At 60.4% G+C, this 16,193-nt stretch carries 15 protein-coding genes; all 15 read left to right on the top strand.

The features are described 5' to 3' along the window. Positions 1-6 precede the first annotated feature (6 nt). On the top strand, positions 7-786 hold the full coding sequence (locus tag GGD46_RS27255; protein ID WP_112607823.1) for a succinate dehydrogenase iron-sulfur subunit: 780 nt from the start codon (positions 7-9) through the stop codon (positions 784-786). A gap of 41 nt (positions 787-827) precedes the next feature. Beyond that, positions 828-1,634, top strand: coding sequence for a DNA polymerase beta superfamily protein (locus GGD46_RS27260; protein WP_184709756.1), 807 nt, complete (start codon positions 828-830; stop codon positions 1,632-1,634). A gap of 146 nt (positions 1,635-1,780) precedes the next feature. Beyond that, positions 1,781-2,308, top strand: coding sequence for a protease inhibitor Inh/omp19 family protein (locus GGD46_RS27265; RefSeq protein ID WP_184709866.1), 528 nt, complete (start codon positions 1,781-1,783; stop codon positions 2,306-2,308). A 162-nt stretch (positions 2,309-2,470) separates the two neighbouring features. Beyond that, positions 2,471-3,634: a cell division protein ZapE gene (gene zapE, locus GGD46_RS27270; protein WP_184709758.1), complete on the top strand. Its 1,164-nt coding sequence runs from the start codon at positions 2,471-2,473 to the stop codon at positions 3,632-3,634. A 180-nt stretch (positions 3,635-3,814) separates the two neighbouring features. Next, a complete protein-coding gene (gene mdh, locus GGD46_RS27275; RefSeq protein ID WP_037148983.1) occupies positions 3,815-4,777 on the top strand; it encodes a malate dehydrogenase in 963 nt (320 codons plus the stop codon). Between the two features lie 27 nt (positions 4,778-4,804). Continuing rightward, positions 4,805-5,998, top strand: coding sequence for an ADP-forming succinate--CoA ligase subunit beta (sucC, locus tag GGD46_RS27280; RefSeq protein ID WP_184709760.1), 1,194 nt, complete (start codon positions 4,805-4,807; stop codon positions 5,996-5,998). A 5-nt stretch (positions 5,999-6,003) separates the two neighbouring features. Next, positions 6,004-6,495, top strand: a complete 492-nt coding sequence (locus tag GGD46_RS27285) for a DUF1579 family protein (protein ID WP_184709763.1) — start codon at positions 6,004-6,006, stop codon at positions 6,493-6,495. Positions 6,496-6,507: 12 nt separating this feature from the next. Next, a complete protein-coding gene (gene sucD, locus GGD46_RS27290; protein ID WP_184709765.1) occupies positions 6,508-7,410 on the top strand; it encodes a succinate--CoA ligase subunit alpha in 903 nt (300 codons plus the stop codon). Between the two features lie 171 nt (positions 7,411-7,581). Then, positions 7,582-10,566 (top strand): 2-oxoglutarate dehydrogenase E1 component, encoded by a 2,985-nt coding sequence (locus GGD46_RS27295; RefSeq protein ID WP_184709767.1) that lies wholly within the window; start codon positions 7,582-7,584, stop codon positions 10,564-10,566. A gap of 241 nt (positions 10,567-10,807) precedes the next feature. Then, a complete protein-coding gene (odhB, locus tag GGD46_RS27300) occupies positions 10,808-12,043 on the top strand; it encodes a 2-oxoglutarate dehydrogenase complex dihydrolipoyllysine-residue succinyltransferase (RefSeq protein ID WP_184709769.1) in 1,236 nt (411 codons plus the stop codon). 15 nt (positions 12,044-12,058) lie between these two features. Beyond that, complete coding sequence (locus GGD46_RS27305; RefSeq protein WP_184709771.1) at positions 12,059-12,808, top strand: DUF4241 domain-containing protein; 750 nt, start codon at positions 12,059-12,061, stop codon at positions 12,806-12,808. Continuing rightward, positions 12,805-13,332, top strand: a complete 528-nt coding sequence (locus GGD46_RS27310) for a hypothetical protein (protein ID WP_184709773.1) — start codon at positions 12,805-12,807, stop codon at positions 13,330-13,332. The genes GGD46_RS27305 and GGD46_RS27310 overlap by 4 nt, the downstream gene beginning before the upstream one ends. Then, a complete protein-coding gene (locus GGD46_RS27315; RefSeq protein ID WP_184709775.1) occupies positions 13,329-14,087 on the top strand; it encodes an SDR family oxidoreductase in 759 nt (252 codons plus the stop codon). Before GGD46_RS27310 ends, GGD46_RS27315 begins: the two co-directional genes overlap by 4 nt. 19 nt (positions 14,088-14,106) lie before the next feature. Then, complete coding sequence (locus tag GGD46_RS27320) at positions 14,107-14,745, top strand: LysE family translocator (RefSeq protein WP_184709777.1); 639 nt, start codon at positions 14,107-14,109, stop codon at positions 14,743-14,745. A 29-nt stretch (positions 14,746-14,774) separates the two neighbouring features. Further along, positions 14,775-16,181, top strand: a complete 1,407-nt coding sequence (gene lpdA / locus GGD46_RS27325) for a dihydrolipoyl dehydrogenase (protein WP_184709779.1) — start codon at positions 14,775-14,777, stop codon at positions 16,179-16,181. Positions 16,182-16,193: the final 12 nt, after the last annotated feature.

A 16,193-nucleotide genomic window follows, 5' to 3' on the forward strand; every position in this document is an offset into this window, starting at 1 on the left:
CTGACCATGGTTGAACTCGCTCTCCCCAAGAACTCTCAGATGCGCGAAGGCAAGGTCTGGCCGAAGCCGGTCGGCGCCAAGAACACGCGCGAATTCCGCGTCTATCGCTGGAGCCCGGATGACGGCCAGAACCCGAGCATCGATACCTATTATATCGATGTCGACGATTGTGGCCCGATGGTGCTCGACGGTCTGCTCTACATCAAGAACAACATCGACCCGACGCTGACGCTGCGCCGCTCCTGTCGCGAAGGCATTTGCGGCTCCTGCGCCATGAACATCGACGGCACCAATACGCTCGCTTGCACCAAGGGTCTGGACGAGATCAAGGGCACGGTGAAGGTCTATCCGCTGCCGCATATGCCCGTTGTCAAGGACCTCGTACCGGATCTCACGAACTTCTACGCGCAGCATCGCTCGATCGAGCCCTGGCTGAAGACGGTATCGCCGCCGCCGGCCAAGGAATGGAAGCAGAGCCACGAAGACCGTCTGAAGCTCGATGGCCTCTATGAGTGCATCCTGTGCGCCTGCTGCTCGACCTCCTGTCCGAGCTATTGGTGGAACGGCGACCGCTATCTCGGTCCAGCAGTGCTGCTGCAGGCCTATCGCTGGCTGATCGACTCCAGAGACGAAGCCAAGGGCGAGCGCCTCGACAATCTCGAGGATCCCTTCCGTCTCTATCGCTGCCACACGATCATGAACTGCGCCCAGACCTGCCCGAAGGGTCTGAACCCGGCCAAGGCGATCGCTGAAATCAAGAAGATGATGGTCGAGCGGCGGGTCTAACCCGCCGACTTCCATTACCGGGCGACGAGGATGACGTTCGTATGACGATGGAGGGTTTCGCGCCAGCGGCCGTTGACGAAATTCGCTCCCGGCTCGCATCGGTCAAGGACAACGGCCTTCGTATTGGCTTCGCCATCGAAAGTGGGAGTCGTGCGTGGGGATTTCCTTCCCCGGACAGCGACTATGACTGTCGCTTCGTTTATGTCAGGCCAGGGCGGGATCATCTGACTTTATTCCCCCATCGCGATGTCATTGAGTTTCCGATTGTCGGTGACATCGACACCGGTGGGTGGGACTTGCGGAAAGCTCTGCTTCTAGCGCTGAAGGGCAACGCTGTTCTCGTCGAATGGTTGAAATCACCGATCGTCTACGAAGAGGAACCTGGTTTTCGCAGTCGTTTAGGCGCGTTGCTGGATGTGATCATGGTGCCGGAGAAGGTTGCCAAGCATTATATTGGTCTCATGAAGCAACATCAGCCGGAGAACTCGACTGCACGCATCCGTCTGAAGACGCTACTTTATTCCATCCGTCCGGCGATAGCGCTTGAATGGATGCGACAAACGGGTTTTGCCAGATTGCCGCCAATGAACATGCTTGAATGTCTCGCGGCTATAGATATAGCCGAGGGTTTTCGGACAAGCATTCTAGAGTTGGTGGCGGTTAAAAAAGAGACGCGCGAAATGGGGGAGGGTGTGCCTCCATTGCCGATCTCGGAATTTCTCGCAAACTCTCTCGATCGCTATTTCAACTTTTCCGGCAAGCACGGGGAAGATCAGGAGCGGGACAGGAAGATGCAGGAACTCGCGGACCGCTTTTATCTTGACGAGGTTTGCCGGGTGACGCCTTGAAACCACCCAATTCTTGTCCAGCTATGGCTTTACGGCAATTTATCGCGGTATCGACTTGATTAACCAAAGTGAAATACGATAATTCCCACGTCATTGAGCATCACTTTGCGAATGTCAGCGGTGGACAATTAATTAGGAGTGTGATGATGCAGTTCAAATATGCAGTGACGGCTGCGGCGATAGGCCTGTCGCTTGCCGGTTGCCAGCGCACGGCATACAATAACGACACCTATTCATCTCCGGCCCCACTGCAGGCTCAGCCTGTCAATCCCGTACAATCCAGCCAGCTTCCGCCTGCAGGTGGTGCAAATGGCTCGCAATTCCCGGCTGCTCCGACAGGCGCGCCGAATGCGGGCAATCCACAGCAGCAGCAAGCGATGGCGGCTTCCGCCATGGATGTGACGAAGGAATCGATGGTCGGCAGCTGGAAGGTCAGCAACGGCGGTTCGAGCTGCGATATGTTCCTGACGCTCACGAATCTCGGTAGCGGTTCCCGCGGCGGCACACGCGGCTGCTCGGGCGAACTGACCTCGATGGGATCGTGGGAAGTCTCCGGCAAGCAGGTGCTTCTGAAGAACCGCGACGGCTCGACGGTCGGCACACTCTACAAGACGGCCGCTTCGCGCTTCGACGGCTCGACGGCGTCCGGCCAGCCGCTCAGCCTCAGCCGATAAGCTTGGTACCGCCAAGCGTTTCACGGAATCGTTTGGCGGCTCTAGAATGTTGTTCGATGCAGTTCCGGATGGAAAACCGCTGCGCACTTTTCCTGGAATTGCTCTAATTGACGGGGCGGCGCCCCTTGGGTGCGCCCCATTTGCACAGGCGGATACTTCCCCATGCAGCCCATGCCAGACTACTCGCTCAGCGTCTGCGAACAGCTGAAGGCGTTGACGGCTTCCGGATCCCTACAAGTGGATTCGGCGCAGATGGATGTGGCGAAGATGCTGGATCGCGTGCTTGCCGATCTTAAGCGCAAGCGGCCTGCCGCAAAGTCCAGCGCACTCGGTTGGATGTTTGCCGCGCGCAAGAAGTCGGTCGACGCCATCAAGGGTCTCTATATTCACGGCAGTGTCGGGCGCGGCAAGACCATGTTGATGGACATGTTCTTTTCCATGGCCCCGTGCCAGAAGAAGCGCCGGGCGCATTTTTTCGAATTCATGGCCGATGTGCACAATCGCATCGCGGCGCAGCGGCTGAAATTCAAGAACGGCGAGACGAAGCAGGCAGACCCCATACCGCCAGTCGCTGCCGATCTCTATGCCGAAGCCGAACTGCTGTGCTTCGACGAGTTCACTGTTACCGACATTGCAGATGCGATGATCCTGTCGCGGCTGTTTTCCGAACTGTTCTTGCTCGGCTGCGTCCTGATTGCCACGTCGAACGTCGAGCCGGACAATCTCTATCGCGACGGGCTCAATCGTGGGCTCTTCCTGCCTTTCATCGATCTGCTGAAGAAGCATGTCGATGTCGTGACGCTGGATTCTCCGATGGATTACCGCATGGAGAAGCTGAACAGCCAGCCGGTGTATCTGACGCCGCTCGACCAGCGCGCCGAGATGGCGATGGACGCTTCCTGGATGCAGGCGCTGCATGGGCGCAAGGCGCAGCCGATGGAGATCCCGATGAAGGGGCGCTCCATCCATGTGCCGCTTGCGGTCGATCGCATGGCTCGATTCTCGTTTGCCGATCTTTGCGACGCTCCGCTCGGACCTGCCGATTTCCTGGCCATCGCCGAGCGCTTTGATACGATCTTCCTCGATCGCGTGCCGAAACTCGGGCCGGACAAGCGGAACCAAACGAAGCGGTTCATCATTCTTATTGATACGCTCTACGATCACAATATCCGCCTTTATGTCTCCGCAGCGGCGATGCCCGAGGATCTTTTGACGGAACGGCGAGGGACGGAGGGCTTCGAGTTCGACCGCACGGCCTCGCGTCTTTTCGAGATGCGCAGCGCCGAGTATCTGGCTCAGACTCCGGCAAGACGTGCCGCAGAGTGACAATTCGGCGACATAATACCTTACGTTTACGTAAGAATTTTTCGATCTAACCGATTGAAATTGCTGATCCAAAAATAATCAATTGCCAATTTCTGCCTTTGGGTCTATGCGATTGACGGCTATTGTGGATGCCTTGCTCGGCGTCCCGCCACGGATTTTGATCGCAAAGGATACACCGAAATGGCGCGCAACAAGATCGCACTTATTGGTTCTGGCATGATTGGTGGCACGCTGGCGCATCTCGCCGGCTTGAAGGAACTGGGCGACATCGTCCTGTTCGACATCGCGGACGGCATTCCTCAGGGCAAGGGTCTCGACATCGCCCAGTCCTCTCCGGTCGAAGGCTTCGACGCCAACCTCACCGGCGCCAGCGACTATTCCGCGATCGAAGGCGCTGACGTCTGCATCGTCACCGCCGGCGTTCCCCGCAAGCCGGGCATGAGCCGCGACGATCTTCTCGGCATCAACCTCAAGGTCATGGAGCAGGTCGGCGCCGGCATCAAGAAGTATGCTCCGAATGCTTTCGTGATCTGCATCACCAACCCGCTCGACGCCATGGTCTGGGCGCTGCAGAAGTTCTCGGGCCTGCCAGCCAACAAGGTTGTCGGCATGGCAGGCGTGCTTGACAGCTCGCGCTTCCGCCTCTTCCTTGCCAAGGAATTCAACGTTTCCGTCCAGGACGTCACCGCTTTCGTTCTTGGTGGCCACGGCGACTCGATGGTTCCGCTCGCTCGCTACTCCACCGTTGCCGGCATTCCGCTCACCGATCTCGTCAAGATGGGCTGGCTCACCGCCGAGCGCCTCGAAGAAATCATCCAGCGCACCCGTGATGGCGGCGCCGAAATCGTCGGCCTGTTGAAGACCGGCTCTGCCTATTATGCTCCGGCTGCCTCGGCCATTGAGATGGCTGAAGCCTACCTCAAGGACAAGAAGCGCGTTCTGCCTTGCGCCGCTCACCTCGACGGCCAGTATGGCGTCAAGGACATGTATGTCGGCGTTCCCACCGTCATCGGTGCAGGCGGTATCGAGCGCGTCATCGAAATCGACCTGAACAAGGCCGAGAAGGAAGCTTTCGACAAGTCGGTCGCTGCCGTTGCCGGCCTCTGCGACGCTTGTGCCACGATCGCACCGTCGCTGAAGTAATTTCCGCGTTATAACAGGGATAAGTCCATGAACATTCATGAATATCAGGCCAAGGCTCTGCTGAAGAGCTATGGCGCACCCGTCGCGGACGGCGTTGCCATCTTCTCCGCCGACGAAGCCGCCGCAGCTGCCAAGCAGCTTCCAGGCCCGCTTTACGTCGTCAAGAGCCAGATCCACGCCGGCGGCCGCGGCAAGGGCAAGTTCAAGGAACTCAGCCCGGACGCCAAGGGCGGCGTTCGCCTTGCCAAGTCGGTTGACGACGTCGTCACCAACGCCAAGGAAATGCTCGGCCACACGCTGGTGACCAAGCAGACCGGCCCGGCCGGCAAGCAGGTCAACCGCCTCTACATCGAAGACGGCGCCGACATCGACCGCGAACTCTATCTCTCGATCCTGGTTGACCGTTCCGTCGGTCAGGTTGCTTTTGTCGTTTCGACCGAAGGCGGCATGGACATCGAGACCGTTGCGCACGATACGCCGGAAAAAATCATTACCGTCGCCATCGACCCGGCTGCGGGCGTTACTGCTGCCAACACGGCTGCTCTTTCCGACGCGCTGAAGCTCGAAGGGGCTGCCCGCGAAGACGCTGCCAAGCTCTTCCCGATCCTCTACAAGGCCTTCGTCGAGAAGGACATGGCGCTCCTCGAAGTCAACCCGCTGATCGTCATGACCAATGGCCGTCTGCGCGTTCTCGACGCCAAGGTTTCCTTCGACGGCAACGCTCTCTTCCGTCACGAAGACGTCCGCGCGCTGCGCGACACGTCGGAAGAAGACGAGAAGGAAATCCAGGCGCACGAATACGACCTCGCCTACGTTGCCCTCGACGGCAACATCGGCTGCATGGTCAACGGCGCCGGTCTTGCCATGGCAACCATGGACATCATCAAGCTCTACGGCGCAGAGCCGGCGAACTTCCTCGATGTCGGCGGTGGCGCTACCAAGGAAAAGGTTACGGCCGCCTTCAAGATCATCACTGCCGATCCGGCTGTCCAGGGCATTCTGGTCAACATCTTCGGCGGTATCATGAAGTGCGACGTCATTGCCGAAGGCGTGCTTGCAGCCGTCAAGGAAGTCGGTCTGAAGGTTCCGCTCGTCGTTCGTCTCGAAGGCACCAACGTCGAACTCGGCAAGAAGATCATCAATGAATCCGGTCTCAACGTCATCTCCGCAGATGACCTGGACGATGCCGCCCAGAAGATCGTGAAGGCAGTCAAGGGCTGATCGGGATGGCTTCTTCCTTCGCTCCAACGGCTGCTCATCTTCGCCTCGGTGCCTTTGCTGGCACCTGGGAAGGGGAAGAGCGTGTCGCGGCTTCGGCCTGGACGAAGGAAGGAACGGCAACCGCGCAGCTCACGGCCGAGTGTCTGTTAGGCGGATTTTTCGTTGAACAGCGCTACGTGCAGACGCGGGACGGCAGCACATCGTTCGAAGCCCGGAACATTCTCGGCTTCGATGCGGCGGACCAGGCTTACAAGCTCTATCAGTTCGATACCGTGGGCTTTGTGCCCGCCTCGCCGGCTTCCGGCGAGTGGATCGACGACAAGCTTGTCCTGACCAAGGTCTCGCCGCGCGGTGCGCAGCGCACTCTCTTTCAGTTCGAAAATGAAGACTGCTACCGCATGGGCGTCACTTTCTCGCCCGCCGGCAGCGATACATGGCAGGAGGTCGTCAGCGGCTTATATCGTCGCGTTGCCTCCGCGTCTTCCAACCTCTCGTAACAAAGGCCTCGCATGTCTATCCTCATCAACAAAGACACCAAGGTTCTGGTTCAGGGCCTGACCGGCAAGACCGGCACTTTCCACACTGAACAGGCGCTTGCCTATCACGGCACGCAGATGGTCGGCGGTATCCACCCCTCCAAGGGTGGCGAAACCTGGACCGGCTCCAAGGGCGAAAAGCTGCCGATCTTCAAGTCGGTCGCCGAAGGCAAGGATGCCACCGGCGCCAACGCTTCGGTCATCTACGTCCCGCCGGCGGGCGCTGCGGCTGCGATTCTCGAAGCGATCGAAGCCGAGATCCCGCTCATCGTCTGCATCACGGAAGGCATTCCGGTCGCCGACATGGTCAAGGTCAAGGATCGCCTGATCAAGTCGAAGTCGCGCCTGATCGGGCCGAACTGCCCGGGCGTGCTGACCCCGAACGAATGCAAGATCGGCATCATGCCGGGCTCCATCTTCAAGAAGGGCTCCGTCGGCGTTCTCTCGCGTTCCGGCACGCTGACCTACGAAGCCGTGTTCCAGACCACCAATGAAGGTCTCGGCCAGACGACGGCTGTCGGCATCGGCGGCGACCCGGTCAAGGGCACCGAATTCATCGACGTCCTAGAAATGTTCCTCGCCGACGACGAAACCAAGTCGATCATCATGATCGGCGAAATCGGCGGCTCGGCTGAAGAGGATGCCGCACAGTTCCTCAAGGACGAAGCCAAGAAGGGCCGCAAGAAGCCGATGGTCGGCTTCATCGCTGGCCGCACGGCACCTCCCGGCCGCACCATGGGCCATGCCGGCGCTGTGATTTCCGGCGGCAAGGGCGGCGCGGAAGACAAGATCGCAGCGATGGAATCGGCAGGCATCCGCGTGTCGCCGTCGCCGGCGCGTCTCGGCAAGACGCTGGTGGAAGTCCTGAAGGGCTGACCCTACCTATAGCAAGGCCGGACGGGGCGGCGATTGCCATGCCCCGTCCGGTTTCGATATTCGCAAGTACAGACTTACGGCCGAAACGGTCGAACGAAATTCGGTCGCCGGATGACCACAAGCCGGCAAAGCAACAAGTCGGGAGGCGGACGAGGCTGTCCGCATATCACCATGGCAAGGCAAGAAGCCAACGAGCAATTTCAGATCACATCGTTCCTGGATGGCGCGAACGCTGCTTACATCGAGCAGCTTTACGCGCGCTATGAGGATGACCCGTCGTCGGTCTCCGACGAATGGCGGTCTTTCTTCAAGGCGCTCGAGGACAGTCCCGACGACGTGAAAAAGGCAGCCAGGGGTGCTTCCTGGCAGCGTAAGAACTGGCCGATTGCGGCCAAGGGCGATCTCGTCTCCGCACTCGACGGTGACTGGGGAGTCGTCGAAAAGGTCATCGAGACCAAGCTGAAGGCAAAGGCCGAAGTCGCCGGAACGCCGGCTGACACGACCGACGTCCTGCGGGCGACGCGCGACAGCGTTCGCGCCATCATGATGATCCGTGCCTATCGTATGCGCGGCCACCTGCATGCCAAGCTCGACCCGCTCGGCATCGCCGCTCCGGTCGAGGACTATAAGGAATTGTCGCCGGAAGCTTACGGCTTCACCGAGGCAGACCTCGATCGCAAGATCTTCATCGACAACGTTCTCGGCCTCGAATTCGCGACCATTCGCGAGATGATCGAGATCCTTGAGCGCACCTATTGCTCCACCCTCGGCGTCGAGTTCATGCACATCTCCAACCCGGAGGAAAAGGCATGGATTCAGGAGCGCATCGAAGGTCCGGACAAGGGCATCGCTTTCAATCCCGAGCGCAAGAAGGCCATTCTGCAGAAGGTCATCGAAGCCGAAGGCTACGAGCAGTTCCTCGACGTCAAGTTCAAGGGCACCAAGCGTTTCGGCCTCGACGGCGGCGAATCGCTGATCCCGGCGCTTGAGCAGATCCTGAAGAGCGGCAGCCAGCTTGGCCTCAAGGAAGCCGTGTTCGGCATGGCCCATCGCGGCCGTCTCAACGTGCTCTCCCAGGTCATGGGCAAGCCGCATCGCGCCATCTTCCACGAGTTCAAGGGCGGCTCCTACGCACCCGACGAAGTCGAAGGTTCGGGCGACGTGAAGTACCATCTCGGCGCCTCCTCCGACCGTGATTTCGACGGCGCCAAGGTGCACGTTTCGCTGACGGCAAACCCGTCGCATCTGGAAATCGTCAATCCGGTCGTCATGGGCAAGGCCCGCGCCAAGCAGGACATGGGCGCCACACAGTGGGATGGCGACATCATTCCGCTCTCCGAGCGCGCCAAGGTCGTGCCGCTGTTGATCCATGGCGACGCGGCTTTCGCCGGCCAGGGCGTGGTTGCCGAAATCCTCGGCCTCTCCGGCCTGCGTGGCCACCGCGTTGCCGGTACGATGCATGTCATCATCAACAACCAGATCGGTTTCACCACCAATCCGGCCTTCTCGCGTTCGTCACCTTATCCGTCCGACGTCGCCAAGATGATCGAAGCGCCGATCTTCCACGTCAACGGCGATGATCCGGAAGCGGTCGTCTATGCCGCGAAGATCGCGACTGAATTCCGCATGAAGTTCCACAAGCCCGTTGTGGTCGACCTGTTCTGCTACCGCCGCTACGGCCACAATGAAGGCGACGAACCGTCCTTCACGCAGCCGAACATGTACAAGGTCATCCGCGCTCACAAGACGGTGCTGCAGCTCTATTCGCAGCGGCTTGTCAGCGAAGGCGTTCTGACCGAAGGCGAAGTCGAAAAGATGAAGGCCGACTGGCGCGCCCATCTCGAACAGGAGTTCGAGGCCGGCCAGTCCTACAAGCCGAACAAGGCCGACTGGCTTGACGGCGAGTGGTCCGGTCTGCACACGGCCGACAATGCCGACGAGCAGCGCCGCGGCAAGACCGGCGTGCCGATGAAGACGCTGAAGGAAATCGGACGCAAGCTGTCGGAAATTCCGGCCGGCTTCCATGCGCACCGCACCATCCAGCGCTTCATGGAAAACCGCGCCAACATGGTGCAGACGGGTGAAGGCATCGACTGGGCCATGGCGGAAGCGCTTGCTTTCGGCGCACTCGTCATCGAAGGCCACAAGATTCGCCTGTCCGGTCAGGATTGCGAACGCGGCACCTTCTCGCAGCGTCATTCGGTTCTCTACGATCAGGAAACCGAAGAGCGCTATATCCCGCTCGCCAATCTCTCGCCGACCCAGGCGCGCTACGAAGTCATCAACTCGATGCTTTCGGAAGAAGCGGTTCTCGGCTTCGAGTACGGCTATTCGCTGGCTCGCCCGAATGCGCTGACCCTCTGGGAAGCTCAGTTCGGCGATTTCGCCAACGGTGCGCAGGTCGTCTTCGACCAGTTCATCTCGTCGGGCGAACGCAAGTGGCTGCGCATGTCGGGCCTCGTCTGCCTGCTGCCGCACGGCTATGAAGGCCAGGGTCCGGAGCACTCTTCGGCTCGCCTGGAACGCTATCTGCAGCTCTGCGCCGAAGATAACATGCAGGTCGCCAACGTCACGACGCCGGCGAACTACTTCCACATCCTGCGCCGTCAGCTGAAGCGCGACTTCCGCAAGCCGCTGATCCTGATGACGCCGAAGTCGCTGCTGCGCCACAAGCGTGCCGTATCGAGCCTTGCGGAGATGGCCGGGGAAACCTCCTTCCATCGCCTGCTCTGGGACGATGCCGAGGTGATCAAGGATGGCCCGATCAAGCTGCAGAAGGACAACAAGATCCGTCGCGTCGTCATCTGCTCGGGCAAGGTCTACTACGATCTGTTGGAAGAGCGCGAAAAGCGCGGCATCGACGATATCTACCTGCTGCGCATCGAACAGCTCTACCCGTTCCCGGCTAAGGCGCTCATCAACGAGCTCAGCCGCTTCCGCAATGCGGAGATGGTCTGGTGCCAGGAAGAGCCGAAGAACATGGGCGCATGGTCCTTCATCGATCCCTATCTGGAATGGGTGCTCGCCCATATCGATGCCAAGTACCAGCGCGTTCGCTACACTGGCCGTCCGGCCGCCGCCTCTCCGGCGACAGGCCTGATGTCCAAGCATCTGTCGCAGCTTGCGGCGTTCCTTGAGGACGCGCTCGGCGGTTGAGGGGTTGCGCGATGATGCGTTTTCGTTTGAAAATCGCCTCGTCGCGCTCCAGCCTTCCGCATGATGCGACGAGGAAAAGAATGGCCGCCATGCAGCAATGCGCAGCCTACTGCCATGACACGGGATTTGCCCGATCGGTTTCCTCCGGTTGGGTTATTTCCGCTCCTGGTGCTCTCAGCCCCCGACCATCTGTCGCCGGAATTCCATCTAACTCATAATGACGAAAATCAGGATCTGAACAATGGCCACTGAAATCCGCGTTCCTACCCTCGGCGAGTCCGTCAGCGAGGCGACCGTCGGCACCTGGTTCAAGAAGGTCGGCGATGCCATCAAGGCCGATGAGCCGCTGCTCGAGCTTGAAACCGACAAGGTAACGATCGAAGTTCCTGCCCCTGCGGCAGGCACCCTGTCCGAAATCGTTGTCCAGGCCGGCGAAACCGTAGGTCTCGGCGCACTGCTCGGCCAGATCTCCGCCGGCAACGGCGCTGCCGCCGCTCCGGCACAGGCTGCCGCACCTGCCGCTGCAGCCCCGGCTGCCGCTGCACCGGTTGCAGCTCCCGCCGTTTCCGCTCCCGCTTCTTCCATGCCGCCGGCTCCGGCTGCAGGAAAGCTGCTCGCTGAAAACTCTCTCTCTGCTGATCAGGTTGACGGCAGCGGCAAGCGTGGCCAGGTCCTGAAGGGCGACGTCATCGCTGCTGTCGCCAAGGCTGCTTCGGCTCCCGCCGCCGCACCGGCTGCACCCGTTGCCGCCCGGGCCCCGACCGCCGTCGAGGACGTCAGCCGCGAAGAGCGCGTCAAGATGACCCGCCTGCGCCAGACGATCGCCAAGCGCCTTAAGGATGCGCAGAACACCGCCGCCATGCTCACCACCTACAACGAGGTGGACATGAAGGCCGTCATGGATCTGCGCAACAAGTACAAGGACATCTTCGAGAAGAAGCATGGCGTGAAGCTCGGCTTCATGGGCTTCTTCACCAAGGCCGTCACTCACGCGCTGAAGGAACTTCCCGCCGTCAACGCCGAGATCGACGGCACCGACATCATCTACAAGAACTACTGCCACGTCGGCATGGCTGTCGGCACCGACAAGGGCCTCGTAGTTCCGGTTATTCGCGATGCCGACCAGATGTCGATCGCCGAAGTGGAGAAGGAGCTCGGCCGTCTGGCGAAGGCTGCCCGCGACGGCACGCTGTCGATGGCCGACATGCAGGGCGGCACCTTCACCATCACCAATGGTGGCGTTTACGGTTCGCTGATGTCCTCGCCGATCCTCAATGCGCCGCAGTCGGGTATTCTCGGCATGCACAAGATCCAGGAACGTCCGGTCGCTATCGGCGGTCAGGTCGTCATCCGTCCGATGATGTATCTGGCGCTCTCCTACGATCATCGCATCGTCGACGGCAAGGAAGCCGTTACCTTCCTCGTGCGCGTCAAGGAAAGCCTGGAAGATCCGGAACGTCTCGTTCTCGATCTCTAAGGGGAGCGTTGGATCATGTCGACATGGCCCATGCGGACGCTGCGCGGATTGTTGTGCGCCGTCGCCGCATGGGTGCCATCCTCCACCAACGCGGCCGAGATCGACATCTCCAAGCTCAGCAGCAATCTCGATCTGGCGTCCCTTGGCGACGCCGATCTTGCCGCCCGATCGATCAAGGTCCTTCGTATCGGCAAAGTGGAACTGACATCCGGGCGCATTGTCGCCAGCGATCCGCTGGTCGGGCCTGACCGCGCCCCGCTTGCCCGCACCGTTTCCCCTGGCGATTATCCCGTCACGCTCTATCAAGCCTTTGGCCGCATCGCCGCAGCCAGCCTGCGCTTTGCCGAGGGCAAGCCCACGCGTTGGGAGCTGGCGGTGATCCCGGGCCAGGACATCAATTCGCTGAAGGGCGATGAATTTTTCGGCTATCCGGTCGATGCCGGTCTCGGCTGCTATATGGATGCCGATACTTACGCGATGATCCGGGAGCGCGAAAAGCAGGTCCAGACAGAGAAGTCATCTTCGGACATCAACTATTATGATGATGTCCTGGCGTCCGAATTGGAACCGAACAACAATGATTACGCCCTGCATCGTCCGATCTCGGGCAAGCGCGGTAACGTCGCGGTTTTCTCCAGCGGCTGGGGCGACGGGTTCTATCCGGTTTTCTGGGGGCTCGATGCGAGCGGTCGGCCGCTGGTGCTGTTCACCGATTTCGGTGTGGCTGAGAATGCCGATGGCCGGCGTGAGCCGGGAGGAAAATGACCATGCCGGCAACATCCTCGATTGCCAAACGGACCCCCTTGTGCGGAGCGATATTGGTCTGCGTGATCAATCCCTTGCCCGCACTCGCACTTGAATGCGCGCAGGAAAAGGCTGTCTATGTCGACATGGACGATGCCTATGAGCTGCGCTTCGAACCGATGAGCTCCGACTCACCCGTCAGCAACAGGCTCAAGCTCACGGTGCGCAATACCGCGATCGTGGCTGAGGGGATCGTGATGCGCACGGACGACAATCTGCGCGCTGATGGCCGGATCATGTTCGAATGTCCGGAAGGAGATGTCACCGGGGCAGATCTCAAGGCCTGCACGGTCTGGCAAGGCATGGTTTACGCCTCCGACCTGAAGGGCCATATTCGCACGCTGCCGGCCGAAGGCGAGAGCGCGGCTGACAGGCTGTTCCTGCCGGCGCTCGGCCCCTCTATCCAGAAGTCTTCGCTTTGGGGGCAAGGAAAGGCGACCGTGGCGCCTTGGGACGTCCTCAGCTTGAAAGGATGCAATCAATGACCGATGATGATGCGCCTGTTCTTCTCGTAACCGGCGGCAGCCGCGGCATTGGCGCTGCGATCTGCATGGCCGCCGCACAGCATGGCTGGGCCGTGGCGGTCAACTATGCCTCCAACAAGGAAGCGGCGGAGGCTGTGGTCGGGACGATCCTCGATGCCGGTGGTGCGGCGATCGCCGTTGCCGGTGATGTCGGCAAGCCCGAGGATATCAAGAGCATCTTCGCCAAGGTCGATGCCTATTTCGGCCGGATCGACGGCCTCGTCAACAATGCCGGTGTCGTGGATGTCATGCAGCGCCTGGATGAGATGACGCCGGAGCGGCTGGATCGCATGTTCCGCATCAACATCAGCGGCACGATGCTGGCTGCGGCAGAGGCTGTGCGCCGCATGTCAACGCTGCATGGGGGTAAGGGCGGGGTGATCGTCAATATCTCCTCCATGTCCTCGACACTCGGCGGCGGCGGACAATATGTCGATTACGCCGCGTCGAAGGGAGCGATCGATACCTTCACCATCGGTCTTGCGCGAGAGGTCGCGGCGGAAGGCATTCGCGTGAATGCCGTTCGGCCCGGAATCATCGATACGGATATCCATGCGGCGGCCGGCCGGCCGGACCGGGCTCGGGATATCGCGCCGCAACTGCCGATGAAGCGTGCGGGAACGTCCGACGAGGTAGCGGATGCCGTCCTCTACCTGTTGAGCCCCCATGCATCCTATATAACGGGTGCCCTGCTCGACGTGAGCGGCGGCCGCTGATCGGAACGGGGTAGGCGACATGCAATATATCTTCGAATTCCTCGGCCTGATGGCGGTGTTCTCGATCTTCATCGTCGTTCCGGGCGCCGACTTTGCCGTCATCCTGCGCCAGAGCATCGTACATGGCCGCCGCGCCGCTATGATGACCGGGCTCGGCATGGGCTTCTCGCTGCTCTTTCACATCAGCTACACCATTCTCGGCCTCGGTCTGATCGTGTCGCAATCCCTCATGCTGTTCAGCGTGGTGAAGTGGGCCGGTGTTCTCTATCTCGTCTATCTCGGCATCAAATCTTTCCGTGAGCAGGGCTTCAAGGTGAAGGATGTCGAGATTACCGAGGAAGACCGCAAGCCGGTTTCCGTCTGGCGCTGCCTGGCGACGGGTTTCATTACCAACGCGCTGAACCCGAAGCCGGTGCTGTTCTTCCTGTCGCTGTTTTCGACGCTCGTCCATCACGACACGCCGGCGCTCATCCAGTTCAGCTACGGCATCGGCATGGCTGCGGCACTCGTCGCCTGGTTTGCCGGCGTTTCCACCTTCTTCACCGTCAAGCCGGTTCGCGATCGTTTCATCGCGTCAGGCAAATGGTTTAACCGCATCACCGGAGCGGCGCTCGTCGGCTTCGGCATCCGCCTCGCCTTGGCACGGGCGACCGACTAACAAAAGATACCAAATAAGGAAATTAAAACATGTCCTACGATGTGATCATTATCGGAACCGGCCCCGGCGGCTACGTTTGCGCAGTCAAGGCAGCGCAGCTCGGCCTGAAGGTCGCGGTCGTCGAAAAGCGCGCGACCTATGGCGGCACCTGCCTCAACGTCGGCTGCATTCCGTCCAAGGCGCTGCTGCATGCTTCCGAAGTGTTCCATCATGCCGGCCATGGCATGGATGCGTTGGGCGTCGAAGTGGCCGCACCGAAGTTGAACCTCGGCAAGATGCTGGCCCACAAGGACGCGACCGTGAAGTCGAATGTCGACGGCGTCGCCTTCCTGTTCAAGAAGAACAAGATCGATGCGTTCCAGGGCACCGGCAAGATCGTTGCCGCTGGCAAGGTTTCCGTCACGGCTGAAGACGGCAAGGTGACCGAGATCGAAGGCAAGAACATCGTCATCGCCACCGGCTCCGACGTTGCCGGCATTCCGGGCGTTCCGCTCGAGATCGACGAGAAGATCATCATCTCTTCGACCGGCGGCATCGCGCTCGACAAGGTGCCGGGCAAGATGATCGTGGTCGGCGGCGGCGTCATCGGCCTCGAGCTCGGCTCGGTCTGGTCGCGTCTCGGCGCGAAGGTCACCGTCGTCGAATATCTCGACAACATCCTCGGCGGCATGGACGGCGAAGTCTCCAAGCAGTTCCAACGCATGCTGGCCAAGCAGGGCATCGAATTCCATCTCGGAGCCAAGGTTGTCGGCGTCGAAAAGTCCGGCAGCGGCGCAAAGGTCACCTTCGAGCCGGTCAAGGGCGGCGACAAGGTCGTGCTCGATGCCGACGTCGTTCTCGTTGCCACCGGCCGCAAGCCGTACACGGCAGGCCTCGGCCTCGAAGAAGCCGGTGTCGCACTCGACAATCGCGGCCGCGTCGAGATCGACGGCCACTTCAAGACCAATGTCGCCGGCATCTATGCCATCGGCGACGTGGTGAAGGGACCGATGCTGGCGCACAAGGCGGAGGACGAGGGCGTCGCCCTTGCCGAAATCCTTGCAGGCCAGGCCGGTCACGTGAACTACGAAGTCATTCCGAGCGTGGTCTACACACAGCCGGAAGTCGCTTCCGTCGGCAAGACCGAGGAAGAGCTGAAAGCTGCAGGCATCGCCTACAAGGTCGGCAAGTTCCCGTTCTCGGCCAATGGCCGCGCCCGCGCCATGCTGGCGACCGATGGTTTCGTCAAGATCCTTGCCGACAAGGAAACCGATCGCGTCCTCGGCGGCCATATCGTCGGCTTCGGCGCCGGCGAAATGATCCACGAGATTGCCGTGCTGATGGAATTCGGCGGCTCCTCGGAAGATCTCGGCCGTACCTGCCATGCGCATCCCACAATGTCGGAAGCCGTGAAGGAAGCAGCGCTCGCGACCTTCTTCAAGCCGATACACATGTAAGAACGGGCATCC

This window comes from Martinezella lusitana, from assembly GCF_014207095.1.
Classification (GTDB): Bacteria; Pseudomonadota; Alphaproteobacteria; order Rhizobiales; family Rhizobiaceae; genus Rhizobium; species Rhizobium lusitanum_B.

Excerpts from the sequence above, each read along its gene's own strand:
- GGD46_RS27320 (WP_184709777.1), top strand. The coding sequence starts at position 14,107 with ATGCAATATATCTTCGAATTCCTCGGCCTGATGGCGGTGTTCTCGATC.
- odhB (WP_184709769.1), top strand. The coding sequence starts at position 10,808 with ATGGCCACTGAAATCCGCGTTCCTACCCTCGGCGAGTCCGTCAGCGAG.
- sucD (WP_184709765.1), top strand. The coding sequence starts at position 6,508 with ATGTCTATCCTCATCAACAAAGACACCAAGGTTCTGGTTCAGGGCCTG.
- mdh (WP_037148983.1), top strand. The coding sequence starts at position 3,815 with ATGGCGCGCAACAAGATCGCACTTATTGGTTCTGGCATGATTGGTGGC.
- GGD46_RS27285 (WP_184709763.1), top strand. The coding sequence starts at position 6,004 with ATGGCTTCTTCCTTCGCTCCAACGGCTGCTCATCTTCGCCTCGGTGCC.
- GGD46_RS27315 (WP_184709775.1), top strand. The coding sequence starts at position 13,329 with ATGACCGATGATGATGCGCCTGTTCTTCTCGTAACCGGCGGCAGCCGC.
- GGD46_RS27295 (WP_184709767.1), top strand. The coding sequence starts at position 7,582 with ATGGCAAGGCAAGAAGCCAACGAGCAATTTCAGATCACATCGTTCCTG.
- GGD46_RS27255 (WP_112607823.1), top strand. The coding sequence starts at position 7 with ATGGTTGAACTCGCTCTCCCCAAGAACTCTCAGATGCGCGAAGGCAAG.
- GGD46_RS27265 (WP_184709866.1), top strand. The coding sequence starts at position 1,781 with ATGCAGTTCAAATATGCAGTGACGGCTGCGGCGATAGGCCTGTCGCTT.
- GGD46_RS27260 (WP_184709756.1), top strand. The coding sequence starts at position 828 with ATGACGATGGAGGGTTTCGCGCCAGCGGCCGTTGACGAAATTCGCTCC.
- GGD46_RS27305 (WP_184709771.1), top strand. The coding sequence starts at position 12,059 with ATGTCGACATGGCCCATGCGGACGCTGCGCGGATTGTTGTGCGCCGTC.
- sucC (WP_184709760.1), top strand. The coding sequence starts at position 4,805 with ATGAACATTCATGAATATCAGGCCAAGGCTCTGCTGAAGAGCTATGGC.
- GGD46_RS27310 (WP_184709773.1), top strand. The coding sequence starts at position 12,805 with ATGACCATGCCGGCAACATCCTCGATTGCCAAACGGACCCCCTTGTGC.
- lpdA (WP_184709779.1), top strand. The coding sequence starts at position 14,775 with ATGTCCTACGATGTGATCATTATCGGAACCGGCCCCGGCGGCTACGTT.
- zapE (WP_184709758.1), top strand. The coding sequence starts at position 2,471 with ATGCAGCCCATGCCAGACTACTCGCTCAGCGTCTGCGAACAGCTGAAG.